We start from the raw sequence: 20,336 nt of genomic DNA, 5'->3' as shown, positions 1-20,336 counted from the left end.
CGTACGTGCCGATCGACCCGGAGTACCCGGCGGATCGGGTGCGTTTCATGGTGGCGGACGCGGCACCGGTGTGTGTGGTGTCGGTGTCGTCCGTGGCGCCGGTACTGGCCGGCGTCGGCGTGGAGGTGGTGCTGCTGGACGGCCCGGCGGCCGGGGCCGCGGGCGAGGTGCTGCCGGACCGATTGCCGACGGACGGGCTGGCGTATGTGATCTACACGTCGGGGTCGACCGGCACCCCGAAGGGTGTGGGCGTCTCCCACGGTGCGCTGGCGAACGTCGTGGGTGTGCTGGGTCCGGTGTTCGGGGTCGGCCCGGGCGTGGGCGTGCTGCAGTTCGTGTCGTTCAGTTTCGACGCGTCGGTGTTGGACGTCGCGGTGGCGCTGACCTCGGGCGCGTGCCTGGTGGTGGCGTCGTCGGCGCAACGCGTGGACGCGGCGTCGCTGCGGGAGCTCGTGGCGTCGGCCGGTGTGCGGGCGGCCAGCGTCGTGCCGAGCCTGCTCGAGCTGCTGTCGCCGGAAGACCTGGCGCCGGTGGAGCGGATGGTGGTCGGTTCCGAGGGCATCTCGGTGCCGCAGGCGCGACTGTGGTCTGCCGGTCGGCTGCTGGTGCACGCGTACGGTCCGACCGAGGCCGCGGTGATCATGGCGACCGGTGAGGTGACCCCGCAGCGGCTGTCGGCCGGGGCGGTGCCGTTCGGCCGGCCGACGGGCAACAGCCGGGTGTACGTGCTGGACGACGGGCTGGCCCCGGTGCCGGCGGGGGTGGCCGGTGAGTTGTACGTGGCCGGCGCCCAGCTGGCGCGCGGATACATCAGCCGGGCCGGGCTGACTGCGGCCCGTTTCGTTGCCGACCCGTTCGATGACGGCGGCCGGTTGTACCGCACCGGGGACGTGGTGCGCTGGACCGCCGACGGCGACCTGGTGTTCGTGGGCCGGGCCGACGAGCAGGTGAAGATCCGCGGGTTCCGCATCGAACCGGGCGAGGTCGAGACGGTCCTGACCACGCATCCGCGGGTGGCCCGGGCGGCCGTGATCGCCCGGCAGGACACCTCAGGGGACAAGCGCCTCGTCGCGTACGTCGTCGGGGCGGTCGACGGCGCGGCGTTGCGTGGGTTCGCCGCCGAACGGTTGCCGGAGTACATGGTGCCGGCGGCGGTCGTGGTGCTCGACGCGCTGCCGTTGACGCCGAACGGAAAGCTGGACCGCGCGGCGCTGCCCGCGCCGGACTTCGCCGCGACCGCCGGTGGCGGACGAGGGCCGGTCGACGCCCGCGAGGAACTGCTGTGCCAGGGGTTCGCCGAGGTGCTGGGCCTCGACACGGTCGGCGTCGACGACGACTTCTTCGCGTTGGGCGGCCACTCGCTGCTGGCCGTGCGGCTGGTGGAGTGGCTGCGGCAGCGGGCCCTGTCGGTCTCGGTGCGGGCGTTGTTCCTGTCGCCGACGCCGGCCGGGCTGGCCACCGCGGCCGCGGTGAGCGCCGCCGTGGAGGTGCCGGCGAACCTCATCCCGGCCGGCGCGGCAGTGATCACGCCGCGGATGCTGCCACTGGTCGAGCTGACCGAGGACGAGATTGAGGCGGTCGTCGGCACGGTCGACGGCGGCGCGGGCAACGTGGCGGACATCTACCCGCTCGCCCCGCTGCAGGAAGGCATCCTCTTCCATCACCTGCTCGCCGACGGCGGCAACGACGTGTACGTCACGTCGTTCGTCCTGGAGTTCGACGGCCGGGATCGGCTGGACCGGTTCGCGGCGGCCCTGCAACAGGTCGTCGACCGGCACGACGTGTTCCGGACCTCGATCGTCGTGGCGGGTCTGCCGGAACCGGTGCAGGTGGTGTGGCGTTCGGCCGCCCTCCCGATCGCCGAGACCGGCGTCGAGACCGGTGTCGCGGACCCGGCGGCGCGACTGCTGGAGCTCGTCGGAACGGCAATGGACCTGGGCCGGGCGCCGCTGATGGACCTGCACGTCGCGGCGCTCGCCGACGGTCGTTGGCTGGCGGCGCTGCGGGTACACCACCTGGTCCAGGACCACACCGCGCTGGACGTGATGACGGGCGAGATCGAAACGATCCTGGCCGGCCGGGCCGACCTGTTGCCGGAGCCGCTGCCGTTCCGCACCTTCGTGGCCCAGGCGCGTTCCGGCGGGGACCACGAGGCGTTCTTCCGGGACCTGCTGGAAGGCGTGGACGAGCCGACGGCCGCGTTCGGGGTCAGTGACGTCCACGGCGACGGCACGGGTGTGGAACGGACCGTGGCCGGTCTGGACGCCGACCTGGGTGTGCGGTTGCGGGAGGCGTCCCGCCGGCTCGGGGTGAGCCCGGCAACGGTGATGCACGTCGCGTGGTCGCGCGTCCTGTCCGTGGTGTCGGGTCGTGACGACGTCGTGTTCGGCACCGTTGTGTTCGGCCGGCTGAACGCGGGCGCGGGCGCGGACCGGGTGCCCGGCCTGTTCATGAACACGCTGCCGGTCCGGATGCCGTCGGGAAACGTCGACGTCGCGGCCGCGGTGAACGCGATGCGCGGCCAGCTGGCCGCGCTGCTGGAGCACGAGCACGCACCCCTCGCCCTGGCCCAGCGCGTCAGCGCGGTCCCGGCAGACGCGCCTCTGTTCACCACGCTGTTGAACTACCGGCACAGCGGCGCCCCGGCACCCCGCGACGACGCGGATCAGGCAGGTCCCCAGGGCATCCGGACCGTCCGTACCCGGGAAAGCACCAACTACCCCGTCCTGGTGTCGGTCGACGACCACGAGACCGGCTTCGGCCTGACAGTGGACGCGGTGCGGCCGATCGACCCGCGGGCGATCGCGCGGATGCTGGGCACAGCGGTGGCGGGCGTGGTGTCGGCGCTCGAGGAGCGCGCCCCGGTGCTGCTGTCGGACGTCGGCGTGGTGGACGCCGCCGAGCTGGATCGCGTGGTCCGCGGCTGGAACGACACCACGGTCGACGTCCCGGCAGCGACGCTGCACGGGCTGTTCGGCGAGCAGGTGACGCGCGTGCCGGACGCCGTGGCGGTCGTGTTCGAGGGCGAGTCGGTGTCGTATCGGGACCTCGACGCCCGGGCGAACCGGCTGGCGCGGTGGCTGTCGGGCCGTGGCGTCGGTGTCGGCTCGGTGGTGGGTGTGGCGCTGTACCGGTCGGTGGACCTGGTCGTCGGGCTGCTGGGTGTACTGAAGGCGGGCGCGGCGTTCCTGCCGATCGATCCGGACGTGCCGGCGGACCGGGTGTCGTTCATGGTGGCCGACGCGGGTGCCGCGTGTGTGGTGACCGACGGCGGGGTCGGCGCGATGTTGCCGGCGTTCCCCGTGCCGGTGCTGGACCTGGCCGACCCGGAGCTGGCCGCGCTGCCGGCCATCGATCCGGCGGTGCGGGTGGATCCGGCCCAGGCGGCATACGTGATCTACACGTCGGGCTCGACGGGTGTGCCGAAGGGCGTGGTGATGCCGCACGCCGGGATCGTGAACTCGTTCCGGTGGCTGGTCGGCGAATACGGGATGGCGCTGCCGGAGCGGGTGCTGCAGAAGACCCCGATCAGCTTCGACGTGTCGGTGTGGGACCTGTTCTGGCCGTTGGTGGCGGGCGCGACGATGATCCTGGCCCGGCCCGGCGGCCATCGGGACCCGGCGTACCTGGTGGAGCTGATCCGTGCGGAGCGGGTGGACGCGGCGCACTTCGTCCCGTCGATGGTGCAGGCGTTCCTGGCGGAACCTGACGCGGCCCGATGTGTGTCCCTGCGGCAGATCATGTCGGGCGGCGAGGCGTTGACGGCGGCGCTGCGGGACCGGTTCTACGAGGTGCTGCCGGGGGCGCGGCTGTTCAACACGTACGGCCCGACGGAAGTGGCCGTGACCACGTCGACCGGCGACGTCGTGGCGGGCGTGGACCGGGAGGTCACGATCGGCCCGCCGATGATCAACGTGCGGGCGTACGTCGTGGACTCCCGCCTCCGTCCGGTCCCGCCGGGCGTGGCCGGCGAGCTGTACCTGGCCGGCGCGCAGCTGGCCCGCGGCTACGTCGGCCGGGCCGGGCTGACCGCCGAGCGGTTCGTGGCGGATCCCTTCGACGGCACGGGCGGCGGCCGCCTGTACCGGACCGGTGACGTGGTGCGCTGGACGGCCGACGGCGAGCTGGTGTACGTCGGCCGCGTCGACGAACAGGTGAAGGTCCGCGGGTTCCGGATCGAGCCGGGCGAGATCGAGGCGGTCCTGGCCGCGCATCCGCGGGTGGCTCGGGCGGCGGTGATCGTCCGGGAGGACACCGCCCGGGACAAGCGTCTCGTCGCCTACGTCGTCCCCGCCGACGGCGACGACGGCGACGGGCTCCCGGTCGTGCTGCGTGACGTCGCGGCCGAGCGGTTGCCGGACTACATGGTGCCGGCGGCGGTCGTCGTCCTCGACGCGCTGCCGTTGACCACGAGCGGCAAGCTGGACCGCAAAGCCCTGCCGGTGCCCGACTTCGCCGCCGCGGCCGGGGCCGGGCGGGGCCCGGCCACCGTCCGCGAAGAGCTGCTCTGCCAGGCGTTCGCCGAGGTCCTCGGCCTGCCCGCGGTCGGCGTCGACGACGACTTCTTCGCCCTCGGCGGCCACTCCCTGCTCGCCGTGCGGCTCGTGGAGTGGCTGCGGGTGCGGGGTGTGTCGGTTTCCGTGCGGGCGCTGTTCGTGTCCCCGACGCCGGCACGGCTGGCGGCGGTGGCCGGCGGCGCGGCGGTGGAGGTGCCGCCGAACCTGATCCCGGCCGGCGCGCAGGTGATCACGCCGCGGATGGTGCCGCTGGTGACGCTGACCGACGCCGAGATCGACGTCGTGGTCGGCTCGGTGGAGGGCGGTGCGGCCAACGTCGCCGACATCTACCCCCTCGCGCCGTTGCAGGAGGGCATGCTGTTCCACCACCTGCTGGCCGACGGCGGCGACGACGCGTATGCCGTGGTGCGGGTGTACGACGTGGCCGACCGGGCCGCCGTGGACGGGTTCGTCGGGGCGCTGCAACAGGTGGTCGAGCGGCACGACATCTTCCGCACATCCGTGGTGTGGTCGGGGCTGCGGGAGCCGGTGCAGGTGGTGTGGCGATCGGCGACGCTGCCGGTGGCCGAGGTCGACGTCGCGACCGACGCCCCGGATCCGGCCGCCGCGTTGGTGTCGGCGGTGGGGCTGACGATGGATCTTGGCCGGGCACCCCTGATGGATGTCCACGTCGCCCCGCTCGCCGACGACCGATGGATGGTGATGACGCGAATCCACCATCTGGTGCAGGACCACACCGCGGTGGAGGCGGTGTACGACGAGGTGCGCGCCATCATGGAGGGGCGGCCCGAGGAGCTGGTGGAGCCGCTGCCCTTCCGCGACTTCGTGGCCCAGGCACGGCTCGGGCGCAGCGCCGAGGAGCACGAGCGGTTCTTCGGCGAGCTGCTGGCCGGTGTGGACGAGCCGACGGTGGCGTTCGGCGTGACGGATGTGCGGGGTGACGGCTCGGCCGTCGTCACGGCGCGGCGCGACATCGAGGCCGGCCTCGGCGTGCGGCTGCGGGACGTGTCCCGTCGGTTGGGGGTCAGCCCGGCGACGGTGATGCACGTGACGTGGTCGCGGGTCCTCGCCGTGGTCGCGGGGCGCGACGACGTGGTGTTCGGCACGGTCCTGTTCGGGCGGATGAACGCCGGCAGCGGAGCGGACCGGGTGCAGGGCCTGTTCATCAACACGTTGCCGGTCCGGCTGGCGATCGGCGACCTCGACGTGACGGCCGCGGTCGCCGCGATGCGCGGCGAACTGGCCGGCCTGCTGGAGCACGAGCACGCGCCCCTCGTCCTGGCCCAGCGGGCCAGCGGCGTGCCGGCGAACGTGCCGCTGTTCAACACTCTGTTCAACTACCGGCACAACCTGCCGGAACAGCCGCGGCCGAGCACTCCCGGCGACGACGGCGCCACCGCCCGGGTCCGGCACATGCTCCTGCGGGACCGGACGAACTTCCCGCTGTCCGTGGCGGTCGACGACAGCGGCGACGCGTTCCGGCTGGTCGTCGACGCGGTCGCCCCGATCGACCCCGACTCGGTGGTCGCGATGTGGTCGACCGTCGTGACCGGTGTGGTGTCGGCCCTCGAGTCCGGCCTCGACGACGGTGACCGGACCCCGTTGTCGACGATTCCTGTGCTGGACGCGGCGGAGCTGGACAGGTTGGTGTTCGGCTGGAACGACACGACCGCCGACGTCGCGGGTGTGTCGGTGCCGGAGTTGTTCGCGGCGCAGGTGCGGCGGTCGCCGCAGGCCACGGCGGTGGTGTGTGACGGCGTGCCGGTGTCCTATGTGGACCTGGACGCGCGCGCGAACCAGCTGGCCCGGTATCTGCATGCCCAGGGGGTCGGGGCGGAGTCGGTGGTGGGGTTGTGCCTTCCGCGTGGCATCGACATGATCGTCGCCCTGTTGGCGGTGTGGAAGGTGGGTGCGGCGTATCTGCCGGTGGATGTGCAGTATCCGCCGGAGCGGGTCGGGTTCATGTTGTCCGATGCGCGGGCGGTGGTGGTGCTCGGGTTCGAGGACGTGCTGGACGAGCTGCCGGTGGGCCGGGTCCGCGCGGTGGCGTTGGACGACCCGCGGGTGGCGGCATCGGTCGCCCGGCAGTCGGGTGAGCCGCTGGCCGTGCGGGTGCTGCCGTTGCAGGTGGCGTACGTGATTTACACGTCGGGGTCCACGGGTACCCCGAAGGGGGTCGCTGTGACGCACGGCGGGCTCGCGAACTATGTGGTGTGGGCCGCCGGCGAGTATGGGCCGTTGTCCGGTCGTGGTGCGGTGTTGCATTCGTCGTTGGCGTTCGACTTGACCGTGACGAGTGTGTTGGTGCCGTTGGTGTCGGGCTCGCCGGTGGTGGTGAGCGTCGGCGGTGGCGCTGATGGTCTGGCCGCGGTGGTGAACCCGTCGGACGGGTTCGATGTGTTGAAGGTGGTGCCGGCGCATCTGCCGCTGCTGGCGGAGTACGTCACCGATGACGCTGCCCGGGACGCGGCAGGGGTGCTGGTGGTGGGTGGTGAGGCCCTTGCCGGTGCTGCGGTGCGGCAGTGGCTGGAGCGGGCGCCCGGCTCGATGGTGGTGAACGAGTACGGCCCGACGGAGACGGTGGTCGGCTGCTGCGTGTTCCGGGTGGTGGCGGGGCAGGTGGTCGATGATCTGGTGCCGATCGGCCGGCCGATCGCGAACACCAGGTTGTACGTGTTGGATGAGCGGTTGTCGCCGGCGCCGGTCGGGGTGCCGGGGGAGTTGTACGTCGCTGGGGTGCAGGTCGCGCGCGGGTATGCCGGGCGGGCCGGGTTGACGGCGGAGCGGTTCGTGGCCGACCCGTTCGACCCCACCGGTGGCCGGTTGTATCGGACCGGCGATGTGGTGCGCCGGGACGCTGGTGGGGATCTGGTGTATCTGGGTCGGGCGGACGAGCAGGTGAAGGTCCGTGGGTTCCGGATCGAGCCGGGTGAGATCGAGGCGGTGCTGGTGGGGCATCCGCGGGTCAGTCAGGCCGCGGTGATCGCGCGCGAGGACGTGCCCGGCGACCGCCGCCTCGTCGCCTACGTGGTCGCCGACGACGGCGACGGGCTGCCGGAACTGTTGCAAGCCCTCGCCGGCGAGCGGCTGCCGGAGCACATGGTGCCGTCGGCGACAGTGGTGCTGGACGCGCTGCCGCTGACCGCGAACGGCAAGCTCGACCGGCGGGCGCTGCCCGCACCGGAGTACGCGGCCACGGGTGTCTCCCGGGGGCCGGCGAACGCCCGGGAAGAGCTGCTGTGCCAGGCGTTCGCGGAGGTACTGGGCCGCGACACGGTCGGCGTGGACGACGACTTCTTCGCCCTGGGCGGGCATTCGCTGCTGGCGGTGCGTCTGGTGAGCCGCATCCGAGCGGTCCTGGGTGTCGAGCTGGCGATGTCGGTGCTGTTCGACGCGCCGACACCACAGGGGCTCGCGGGGCGGCTGTCCGGGGCGCAACAGGCCCGGTCCGCGCTGGTGCCGTGGGACCGGCCGGAACGGCTGCCGCTGTCGTACGCGCAGCAGCGACTGTGGTTCATCGGGCAGCTGGAGAGCCACACCGCGATCTACAACATCTCGGCCGTGCTGCACCTGACCGACGTCGACGCCGGCGCGCTGGAGGCCGCGCTGCGGGACGTGATCGGCCGGCACGAGGTGCTGCGCACCGTGTTCCCGGCGGCCGACGGCCAACCGTACCAACACGTCATCCCGCTGGACGAGCTCGACTGGCGACTGCGGCCGGTCCCGGTTCCGGCGGAGGACCTGCCGGAGGCCGTCGCGGCCGCGACGAGGTACACGTTCGATCTGGCCGCCGAGGTCCCGATCCGCGCCTGGCTGTTCAGCGACGGCTCGGACGGGCTGACGCTGGTGATCGTGCTCCACCACATCGCGGGCGACGGCTGGTCGACTGGCCCGCTGGCGCGTGACCTGTCGGCCGCCTACGCGGCGCGGCTCGCGGGACGAGCGCCGGAGTGGAAGCCGTTGCCGGTGCAGTACGCGGACTACACGCTGTGGCAGCGCGAACTGCTGGGTGACGAGGCCGATCCCGGCAGCCTCATCTCCCGGCAGGTCGCCTACTGGCGGCAGGCCCTGGCCGGCGCGCCGGACGAGCTGAACCTGCCGACCGATCGCCCGCGCCCGGCCGTGTCGAGCTACCTGGGGCACGGCGTGCCGGTGACCGTGCCGGCGCAGGTCCACGCACGGGCCCGGGAACTGGCGCGGGAGCTCGGTGTGACGGTGTTCATGGTGGTGCAGGCGTCGCTGGCGGTGGTGTTGTCCCGGCTCGGCGCTGGTGTGGACGTGCCGATGGGCGCGGCGGTCGCGGGCCGCACCGACGAGGCCCTCGATGATCTGGTGGGCTTCTTCATCAACAGTCTGGTGATGCGGACGGACCTGTCGGGTGATCCGTCGTTCGCCGAGGTGCTGGGCCGGGTGCGGGACACGTCCCTGGCGGGGTTCGAGCACCAGGACGTGCCGTTCGAGCGTCTGGTGGAGGAGCTGTCGCCGGCGCGGTCGCTGGCGAGGCATCCGCTGTTCCAGGTGATGTTGACGGTCCAGAACAACGCCGATGCCGTGCTGGAGCTGGCGGGCGTGTCCGTCGGTGGCGGCCCGCCGGCCGGGCGTGAGGCGGCGACGGCACGGTTCGACCTGGACCTGAACATCCGTGAAGTGTTCGACGAGACCGGAAACGCGGCCGGGCTGCGCGGCGCGCTGACAGGTTCGGCGGACCTGTTCGACGCGTCGACCGTGGCGGCGATCGGCCGGCGGTGGCGGCACGTCCTCGAAGCGGTGCTGGCCGACCCCTCGGTGCGCGTGTCGGCGGTCGACCTGTGGGATCGCGGTGAGCGCGACCGGGTGCTGGTGGAGTGGAACGCGACGGACGCGGTCGTGCCGGCGTCGGTGCTACCGGAGCTGTTCGCGGCGCAGGTGTCACGCTCGCCGGACGCCGCGGCCGTGGTCGGTGACGGGGTTGACGTGTCGTTCGCGGAGCTGGATGCGCGGGCGAATCGATTGGCCCGGTACCTGGTCGACGCAGGGGTCGGTGCCGAGTCGGTGGTGGGTGTGTGCCTGCCGCGGGGCGTCGACCTGATCGTGGCGTTGCTTGCGGTGGCGAAGGCGGGTGGCGCCTATCTGCCGGTGGATCCGGGGCTGCCGGTCGAGCGGGTCGGCTTCATGCTGGCGGACGCTCGCGCGGTCGTGGTGCTCGGGTTCGAGGACGTGCTGGACGAGTTGCCGGCGGGTCGGGTGCGGTTCGTGGCGTTGGACGACCGTCGGGTCGCCGCGTCGATCGCCCGGCAGTCCGGCGAGCCGGTGGGTGTGCGGGTGGTGCCGGGGCAGGCGGCGTATGTGATCTACACGTCGGGGTCGACGGGGACGCCGAAGGGTGTGGTGGTGTCGCATGCGGGTCTGGCGAGTCTGGTGGCGGCGCAGGCCGAGCGGTTCGCGCTGGGGGCGGGTGGCCGTGTGCTGCAGTTCGCGTCGGCCGGGTTCGACGCGGCGAGTGCCGAGATCTTCGTGACGTTGTGCTCGGGCGCCTGCCTGGTGGTGGCGTCGGCGGAGGAGTTGCTGCCGGGGCCGGGTCTGGCCGCCGTGACGCGCCGGTTCGGCGTCACCCACGCGACGTTGCCCCCGGCGGTCCTGGCGGTGCTGCAACCGGAGGACCTGGCGTCGGTGTCGACGATCGTGTCGGCCGGTGAGGCGCTGCCCGGCGATGTGGTGGACCGGTGGGCGCCGGGCCGCCGCTTCGTGAACGCGTACGGTCCGACGGAGACGACGGTGTGCGCGTCGATGTCGCGGCCCCTGATGGCGGGCGACCCCCCGGTGATCGGCGGCCCGATCGTCAATTCGCGGGTGTACGTGCTGGACGAACACCTGGCGCCGGTGCCTCCCGGCGTGGCCGGCGACCTGTACGTGGCCGGTGCGGGTCTGGCCCGCGGATACGTCGGGCGGGGCGCGCTGACCGCCGAACGGTTCGTCGCCGACCCGTTCGGCGAGGCCGGCCGGTTGTACCGGACCGGCGACGTGGTGCAGTGGACCCCCGGCGGCGACCTGGTGTACGTGGGGCGCGCCGACGAACAGGTGAAGGTGCGCGGCTTCCGCATCGAGCCCGGCGAGATCGAGACGGTGCTGGCATCACACCCGCAGGTCGCGCAGGCAGCCGTCATCGCCCGTGAAGACGTCCCGGGCGACAAGCGGCTCGTCGCGTACGTGGTGAGGACGACCGACGGCGACGAACCGGACGACGTGCCGCGTGCGTTGCGGGAACTGGTCGGCGCCCGCCTGCCCGACTACATGGTGCCGGCCGCCGTGGTGGTCCTTGACGCGCTCCCGCTGACCGCGAACGGCAAGCTCGACCGCCGGGCCCTGCCCGCCCCGGAAGTGACCACGAGCGGATCGCGGCGGGCGCCCGCCAATGCCCGCGAGGCGGCACTGTGCCAGGCGTTCGCCGACGTCCTCGGCCTCGACTCCGTCGGCGTCGACGACGACTTCTTCGCCCTCGGCGGCCACTCCCTGCTCGCCGTCCGCCTGATCAGCCGCATCCGAGCGGACCTCACCGTCGACGTGTCCATCCGCACGCTGTTCGAAATCCCAACTGTCGCAGGGCTCGCCGAGCACATGGGTGACCGAAGGTCGACCCGCCCGGCACTCCGGCCGATGCGTACCTCGAAGGAGTCCAAATGATCCCGTTGTCGTACGCGCAGCAGCGCCTGTGGTTCCTTGAGCAGATGGAAGGGGCGAGCCCGCTCTACACCGTCCCGGTCGTGCTGCGGCTGTCGGGTGACGTCAACCGGGTCGCGCTGGACCAGGCGCTCAAGGACGTCCTGGGCCGCCACGAAGTGCTGCGGACCGTGTTGCCGGCGCTCGACGGGCAGCCGTACCAGAACATCCTCGACCCGGCGGACCTGGACTGGAGCCTCGCCATCGTCGAGGTCGCACCGGCCCAGCTGCAGGCGGCCGTCGACGAGGCCGCGGAGTGTGTCTTCGACCTGACGACGGACCTGCCGATCCGGGCGCACCTCATCTCGGCCGGCACCGACGAACACGTCCTGGTGCTCGTGGTGCACCACATCGCCTGCGACGCGTGGTCGACCGCCCCGCTGGCCCGGGACGTCTCGACGGCGTACGCCGCGCGCAGCGCCGGCCACGCTCCGCGGTGGGAGCCGCTGCCGGTGCAGTACGCGGACTACACGCTGTGGCAGCGGGAACTGCTCGGCGAGGAGGACGACCCCGACAGCCTCATCTCCCGGCAGATCGCCTACTGGCGGCAGGCTCTGGCCGGACTGCCGGACGAACTGAACCTGCCGGTCGACCGGTCCCGCCCCGCGGTGCCCACACTTCGGGCCTTTCAGGTGGACTGCCGGGTTCCGGCCGAAGTCCACGCGCGGCTGCGCGAGGTGGCGTACGAGCACAGCGTGACGGCGTTCATGGTGGTGCAGGCGTCGTTGGCGGTGGTGTTGTCGCGGCTGGGCGCGGGCGTGGACGTGCCGATGGGCGCCGCGGTGGCGGGTCGCACCGACGCGGCGCTGGACGATCTCGTCGGGTTCTTCATCAACAGCCTGGTGATGCGGACGGACCTGTCGGGTGATCCGTCGTTCGCCGAGGTGCTGCGCCGGGTGCGGGAAACGTCGCTGGCGGGCTTCGAGCACCAGGACGTGCCCTTCGACCGCATCGTCGAGGAGGTGGCGCCGGCGCGGACGTTGGGCCGGCACCCGTTGTTCCAGGTGATGCTGACCGTGCAGAACAACGCGGAATCGGCGTTGGAACTGGCCGGGGTGGCGATCGGCGGTGGCGTCGCCGGTGCCGGTGAGGTCGCGACGGCCCGTTTCGATCTCGACCTGAACATTCGCGAGGTGTTCGACAAGGCGGGCACTCCGGCGGGGATGCGGGGCGCGTTGACGGGCGCGGCGGACCTGTTCGACGCGGAGACGGTGGCGTCGATCGGCCGGCGGTGGCTGCGGGCACTGGAAGCGATGCTGGCCGATCCCTCGGTGACGGTGTCCGGCGTGGACGCGCTGGACGCCGAAGAGCGGGACCGGCTGCTGGTGCGGTGGAACGACACGTCGGCGGTGGTGCCGGAGGCGTCATTGCCGGAGCTGTTCGCGGCGCAGGCGGTGCGGTCACCGGATGCCGTGGCGGTGGTCGGTGACGGGGTCGAGGTGTCGTTCGCGGAGCTCGATGTGCGATCGAACCGGCTGGCCCGCTATCTGGTGGGTGTGGGTGTCGGTGCCGAGTCGGTGGTGGGTGTGTGCCTGCCGCGAGGGGCGGACCTGATCGTGGCGTTGCTGGCGGTGGCGAAGGTGGGTGGCGCCTATCTGCCGGTGGATCCGGGGCTGCCGGTCGAGCGGGTCGGCTTCATGCTGGCGGACGCTCGCGCGGTCGTGGTGCTCGGGTTCGAGGACGTGCTGGACGAGTTGCCGGCGGGTCGGGTGCGGTTCGTGGCGTTGGACGACCGTCGGGTCGCCGCGTCGATCGCCCGGCAGTCCGGCGAGCCGGTGGGTGTGCGGGTGGTGCCGGGGCAGGCGGCGTATGTGATCTACACGTCGGGGTCGACGGGGACGCCGAAGGGTGTGGTGGTGTCGCATGCGGGTCTGGCGAGTCTGGTGGCGGCGCAGGCCGAGCGGTTCGCGCTGGGGGCGGGTGGCCGTGTGCTGCAGTTCGCGTCGGCCGGGTTCGACGCGGCGAGTGCCGAGATCTTCGTGACGTTGTGCTCGGGCGCCTGCCTGGTGGTGGCGTCGGCGGAGGAGTTGCTGCCGGGGCCGGGTCTGGCCGCCGTGATGCGCCGGTTCGGCGTCACCCACGCGACGTTGCCCCCGGCGGTCCTGGCGGTCCTCCAACCGGAGGACCTGGCCTCGGTGTCGACGATCGTGTCGGCCGGTGAGGCGCTGGCCGGAGACCTGGTCGACCGGTGGGCGCCGGGTCGCCGGCTGGTCAACGCGTACGGGCCGACCGAGACAACGGTGTGCGCGTCGATGTCGCCGACGCTGTCGGCGGGCGACCCCCCGGTCATCGGTGCCCCGATCGTCAACACCCGCGTGTACGTGCTCGACGACCGCCTGCTGCCGGTTCCGGCCGGGGTGGCCGGCGAGCTGTACGTGGCCGGCGCCAGTCTGGCGCGGGGATACGCGGGCCGGGCCGGATTGACGGCGGGCCGGTTCGTGGCCGACCCGTTCGACGACGGTGGCCGGTTGTACCGCACCGGCGACGTGGTGCGCTGGACCGCCGGCGGTGACCTGGTGTACGTGGGCCGGGCGGATGAGCAGGTGAAGGTTCGCGGGTTCCGCATCGAGCCCGGTGAGATCGAGGCGGTCCTGGCCTCGCACCCGCAGGTCGTCCAGGCCGTGGTTGTCGCGCGTGAAGACGTCCCGGGTGACAAGCGGCTGGTCGCTTACGTGGTGGCGGAGGCCGAGGACGGGCTGGACGGGCTGCGGGACCTGGTCGCCTCGAGGCTGCCGGACTACATGGTCCCGGCCGCGGTGGTCGTCCTCGACGCGCTGCCGTTGACGGCGAACGGCAAGCTGGACCGGCGTGCGCTTCCGGCCCCGGAAGCGACGACGACCGGTTCGCGGCGGGCACCGGCCGATGCCCGCGAGGAAACGCTGTGCCGGGCGTTCGCCGACGTGCTCGGTCTGGACTCCGTCGGCGTGGACGACGACTTCTTCGCCCTCGGCGGCCACTCCCTGCTGGCCGTGCGCCTGATCAGCCGCGTCCGCGCGGACCTCGACGTCGACCTGTCCATCCGCACACTGTTCGAGGTCCCCACGGTGGCGGGGCTGGCCGAGCGGCTGTCGGGTGCGGACGCGGCCCGGTCGGCGCTCGTGCCGTGGGAACGGCCGGAGCGGCTGCCGTTGTCGTTCGCGCAGCAACGGCTGTGGTTCCTCTGGCAGCTGGAGGGTTCGAGCTCGACCCACAACGTCCCGATGGCGATCGGGCTGTCCGGTGACGTCGACGCGGACGCACTCGGGGCAGCGCTGCGGGACGTGATCGGCCGGCACGAGGTGCTGCGCACGGTGTTCCCGGCGGCCGACGGTTGGCCGTTCCAGCAGGTCATCCCGCTGGAGGAGTTGGCGTGGCAGCTGCACCGGGTCGACGTGACGCCGGCGGGACTCGCCGACGCGGTCGCCGCGGCCGCCCAGCACCCCTTCGACCTGGCCGTCGACGTGCCGATCCGGTCGTGGCTGTTCAGCGACGGCACGCCGGAGCAGGTGCTCGTCATCGTGGTGCACCACATCGGCGCCGACGGCTGGTCGATGGAACCGCTGGCGGCGGATCTGACCACGGCGTACACGGCGCGGCACTCCGGTGCGGCGCCGTCGTGGGAGCCGCTGCCCGTGCAGTACGCCGACTACGCGTTGTGGCAGCGGGAGCTGCTCGGCGACGAGTCGGATCCGGACAGCGTCATCTCCCGACAGGTGTCGTACTGGCGGCAGGCGCTCGGCGACGCGCCGGAGGAGCTGGCGCTGCCGGCCGACCGGCCACGTCCGGCGGTGGCCAGCCGCAAGGGGCACGTCGTGCCGATCAGCGTCCCGGCCGATGCGCACGCCCGGCTGCTGGAGGTGGTCCGGGCCGAGGGCGTGACGCTGTTCATGGTGCTGCAGGCAAGCCTGGCCGTGTTGCTGTCGAAGCTCGGTGCCGGCACCGACATCCCGATCGGCGCCGCGGTCGCCGGGCGCACCGATCAGGCGCTGGACGATCTGGTCGGGTACTTCGTGAACACCCTGGTGATGCGGACGGATCTGTCGGGTGACCCGACGTTCGCCGAGCTGCTCGGGCGGGTGCGGGAGACGAGCCTGACGGCGTTCGAGCACCAGGACGTGCCGTTCGAACGCCTCGTCGAGGAGCTGTCGCCGGCGCGGTCGCTGGCGCGCCATCCACTGTTCCAGGTGATGCTGACCGTGCAGAACACCGCTGACGGGCGGCTGGAACTGCCCGGCGCGGCCATCGGACCGGCCGCCACGTCGGCCGAACTCGAGGTGGCCAAGTTCGATCTGGACTGGATCGTCGTCGAGACGTTCGACACCGATGGTGCCGCCGCCGGTCTGCGCGGCGTGCTGACCGGGTCGGTGGATCTGTTCGACGCGGGCACGGTCGAGTCGATCGCCCGGTGGTGGCAGCGTGCCCTGCAGGCGGTCGTGGCGGATCCGTCGATGCCGGTGTCCGCGGTGGACGTGCTGGATGCGGCCGAGCGTGAGCAGGTGCTGTTCGGGTGGAACGACGCGTCGGCGGTGGCTGAGGTGCCGCTGCCGGAGCTGTTCGCGGGGCAGGTGGCGCGGACCCCGGACGCGGTGGCGTTGCGGTCTGATGGTGCGTCGTTGACGTTTGCGGAGCTGGAGGAGCGGTCGAACCGGATGGCCCGGTACCTGACCGGTATGGGCGTCGGTGCGGAGTCGGTGGTGGGCCTGTGCCTGCCTCGGGGTGTCGATCTGATCGTGGCGTTGCTGGCGGTGGTGAAGGCCGGCGGCGCGTACCTGCCGATCGACCCCGAACTGCCGGTGGAGCGGATCCGGTTCGTGTTGGCGGATGCGCGGGCGGCGGTGTTGCTGGGCTTCGAGGATGTGCTGGATGAGTTGCCGTCGGGTCGGGTGCGGGCGGTCGCGCTGGACGATCCGCGGGTGGCGGGTGCGGTCTCGGGTCTGTCTGGTGCGCCGGTGGGTGTGCGGGTGTCGCCGGAGCAGGCGGCGTACGTGATGTACACGTCGGGTTCGACCGGTGTGCCGAAGGGCGTGGTCGTGCCGCACCGGGCGGTCGTGCGTCTGGTGTGGCCGGCGGGCTACGTCGACCTGGGCGCCGGTGACGTCGTCGCTCACCTGGCGTCGGCGTCGTTCGATGCGGCGACGTTCGAGGTGTGGGGCGCGCTGCTGAACGGTGCGACCCTCGCGGTGGCGCGCCCCGGGGCGATGTCGGCGGCGGAGCTGCGTACGTTCCTGGCCGAGCATCAGGTCGGCACGCTGTGGATGACGGCCGGCTGGTTCCATCAGGTGGTCGGGGCCGACATCGAGGCACTGGCGCCCGTACGGCAGGTGCTGGCCGGCGGTGACGTGCTGTCGGCGGCGGCCTGCCGGACGGTCCTCGAGGAGCTGCCGGGTGTGCGGTTGGTGAACGGGTACGGGCCGACGGAGAACACGACGTTCACGGCGGTGCACACGATCCGTCCGCAGGATGTGCTCGACCGCGGCAGCGTGCCGATCGGCGGGCCGATCGCCGGTACTCAGGCGTACGTGTTGGATGAGCGGTTGGCGCCGGTGCCGGTGGGTGTGGCCGGCGAGTTGTATGTGGCCGGTGCGGGCTTGGCGCGAGGGTATGTCGGGCAGAGCGGGTTGACGGCGGAGCGGTTCGTGGCGGACCCGTTCGACGATGACGGTGGCCGCCTGTACCGCACGGGCGATGTCGTGCGCTGGACCGGTGAGGGTGTCCTGGCGTTCGTCGGCCGCGGCGACGAGCAGGTGAAGATCCGTGGGTTCCGGGTCGAGCCGGGCGAGATCGAGGCGGCGCTGACCGCGCATCCGCAGGTGGCGCAGGCGGCGGTCATCGCCCGGGAGGACACGACCGGCGACAAGCGCCTTGTCGCGTACGTGGTCCCGGCCGACCGTGCCGGCGATCTGGACACGCTGCCCGGCACGCTCCGCGAGTTCGCCGCCGACCGGCTGCCCGACTACATGGTGCCGTCGGCTGTCGTGGTGCTGGCCGAGCTGCCATTGACGCAGAACGGGAAGCTCGACCGGCGTCTCCTGCCGGCGCCGGACTTCGGCGCGGCCGCCGGGGCGGGACCGGCCCCGGCCGGCATCCACGAGGAGTTGCTGTGCCAGGCGTTCGCCGAAGTCCTGGATCTTGACCACGTCGGCGTGGACGACGACTTCTTCGCGCTCGGCGGCCACTCGCTGCTCGCCGTGCGGCTGATGAGCCGGGTCCGCGCCGTGTTCGGTGTGGAGCTGTCGCTGCGGGCGCTGTTCGAGGCCTCGACGCCGGCCGGCCTGGCCCGGCGGCTGCCGGGGGCCGAGGTGGCGCGGCCCGCGCTGGTCCCGTGGGCGCGGCCGGAGCGGCTGCCGTTGTCGTTCGCGCAGCAGCGGCTGTGGTTCATCGAACAGCTGGAGGGTCCGAGCACGCTCTACAACCTCGTGACGGTGCTCGGCCTGTCCGGGGAGGTCGACCCGCACGCGATGGCGGCGGCGTTGCGGGACGTGATCAACCGGCACGAGGTGCTGCGCACCGTGTTCCCGACCGCTGACGGCGAGCCGTACCAGAAGATCATTCCGGTCGAGGACCTTGATTGGCGGATGCGGCGGGCCGAGGTGCCGTCGGCCGACCTGGCCGAGGCCGTGGCGGCGGTGCAGCACCCGTTCGATCTGGCGGTGGACGTGCCGATCCGGGCCACGCTGTTCGAGGGCAGCGACGGCGAGCGCGTGCTGGTGGTGGTGATCCATCACATCGCCACCGACGGCTGGTCGACCCGGCCGCTGGCCGCGGACGTCTCGGCGGCGTACGCGGCGCGGGCGGCCGGACGGAGCCCGGTGTGGCGGCCTATGCCCGTGCAGTACGTGGATTACGCGATGTGGCAGCGGGAACTGCTCGGAGCCGAGGACGACCCCGGCAGCGTGATCTCGCAGCAGGTCGCATACTGGCGGCGGGCCCTTGCCGGAGCGCCCGAGGAGCTGACGCTGCCGGGGGACCGGCGGCGACCGGCGGAGGCCGGGCATCGCGGGTACACCGTGCCGGTCAGGCTGGGGGCCGAACTGCACGCCCAGCTGTTGCGGGTGGCGCGCGAGCAGGGCGTGACCGTATTCATGCTGCTGCAGTCCGCGCTCGCGGTGCTGCTGTCCAAGCTCGGCGCCGGCACCGACATCCCGATCGGTTCCGCCGTCGCCGGCCGCAGCGACCAGGCGCTGGATGACCTGGTCGGGTTCTTCGTCAACACCCTCGTGATCCGGGCCGACCTGTCCGGCGACCCCACCTTCACGGAGCTGCTGGCGCGGGTCCGGGAGACCACGCTGGCCGGCTTCGAGCACCAAGACGTCCCGTTCGAGCTCCTGGTGGAAAAGCTCGCCCCGGCCCGGTCGCTGGCCCGCAATCCACTGTTCCAGGTGATGCTGACCCTGCAGAACACCGCGGACGCGGTGCTCGACCTGCCCGGGGCCGGCGTCGGCGGCCCCGCAGGACCGGTCCCGGCGGCGGCGCCGGCTCCGGTGGTGTCGGTGGCCAAGTTCGATCTCGAGTGGAGTGTCAGCGAGGCGTTCGACGCCGACGGTCGCCCGGCCGGGCTGGCGGGCATGTTGACCGGCTCGATGGACCTGTTCGAGGCGGCCACGGTCGCGGCCGTCGCCGAGCGGTGGGTGCGGGTGGTGGAGGCCGTGCTGGCCGACCCGTCGGCACGGGTGTCGGCGGTCAGTGTGCTGGACGCCGCCGAGCTGGACCGGGTGCTGCACGAGTGGAACGACACGGCGGTCGAGGTGCCGGCGGCGACGTTGCCGGGGTTGTTCGCCCAACAGGTGGCCCGCACGCCCGACGTGCCGGCGCTGGTGTTCGAGGGCGAGTCGCTGTCCTACGCCGAGCTGGACGGTCGCGCGAACCGTCTGGCCCGTCAGCTGATCGAGCGCGGTGTCGGCGCGGACTCCGTCGTCGGTGTGTCCCTGCCCCGCGGCTTCGACATGGTGGTGGCGTTGCTGGCGGTGCACAAGGCCGGCGGCGCGTATCTGCCGATCGACCCGGATCTGCCGGCGGAGCGGGTCGCGTTCATGGTCGCGGACGCGGGGGCGGTGTGTGTGATCTCGGAGGTGCCCCGGTCCGGTTCGGAGACGGCTCCCGATGTCGCGGTGCTGCCCGGTCACGCGGCGTACGTCATCTACACCTCGGGCTCGACCGGCCTGCCGAAGGGCGTCGTGGTGTCGCACGAGGGCATCGTGAACCGTCTCGTCTGGATGCAGGCGCGGTTCGGTCTGCGGCCGGGTGATCGGGTGCTGCAGAAGACGCCGTTCGGGTTCGACGTGTCGGTGTGGGAGTTGTTCTGGCCGTTGCTCCAGGGCGGGACGATGGTGATCGCCCGCCCCGGCGGGCACCGTGACCCTGCCTACGTGGCCGAGCTGATCCGCGCTGAGCGGGTGGACACGGCGCACTTCGTGCCGTCGATGCTGGAGGCGTTCCTGGCCGTGCCGCAGGCCGCCGAATGCGACGGATTGCAGCGGGTGGTGTGCTCCGGCGAGGCCCTCGGCCCGGCCGTGCGCGACCGCTTCGTCGAGGTGCTGCCAGGCGTCGGGCTGTTCAACTTCTACGGCCCGACGGAAGCCTCGGTGGAAGTGATCACATGCGAGGTTCCGGCCGCGGGCCCGGTCCCGATCGGCCGTCCGGTCCCCAACACCCGCGTCTACGTGCTTGACGATCGCCTCGTCCCGGTGCCGGTCGGGGTCGCCGGTGAGCTGTACCTGGCCGGTGTCCAGCTGGCTCGTGGCTATGTCAGCCGGCCGGGTCTGACGAGCGAGCGATTCGTCGCCGACCCGTTCGGCGAGAGCGGCCGGTTGTACCGGACCGGCGACGTCGTGCGGTGGGACGCCCAGGGCGACCTGATGTATCTGGGTCGGGCGGACGAGCAGGTGAAGGTCCGTGGGTTCCGGGTCGAGCCCGGTGAGATCGAGGCCGTTCTGGCTACCCACCCGCAGGTGAACCAGGTCGCGGTCATCGCCCGTGAGGACACCACCGGGGACAAGCGTCTGGTGGCGTACGTGGTCGGCGGCGTCGATGGTGCGGTGTTGCGCGCGTTCGCCGCGGAGCGGCTGCCCGAGTACATGGTCCCGTCGGCTGTCGCGGTTCTCGACGAGCTGCCGTTGATGTCGAATGGGAAGTTGGACCGTAAGG

Annotated in this window: 2 protein-coding genes (1 of these 2 running past the window's edge); both read left to right on the top strand. The window is 72.4% G+C overall.

The genetic code is table 11. The features are described from left to right. Positions 1 to 11,177: the 3' end of a non-ribosomal peptide synthase/polyketide synthase gene (locus ABZ321_RS56045; protein ID WP_354904895.1), read on the top strand. Its footprint begins 14,335 nt before the window's first position; only the last 11,177 of its 25,512 coding nucleotides appear in the window; its start codon lies off the left edge, out of view; its stop codon occupies positions 11,175 to 11,177. Next, a partial coding sequence (locus ABZ321_RS56040; RefSeq protein WP_354904893.1) for an amino acid adenylation domain-containing protein occupies positions 11,174 to 20,336 on the top strand: 9,163 nt, incomplete at its 3' end. The genes ABZ321_RS56045 and ABZ321_RS56040, both read left to right, overlap by 4 nt.

Origin of the sequence: Dactylosporangium sp. NPDC006015, assembly GCF_040614215.1 — a bacterium.
Classification (GTDB): Bacteria; Actinomycetota; Actinomycetes; order Mycobacteriales; family Micromonosporaceae; genus Dactylosporangium; species Dactylosporangium maewongense.
This window is presented reverse-complemented; position numbering and strand designations above follow the sequence as displayed.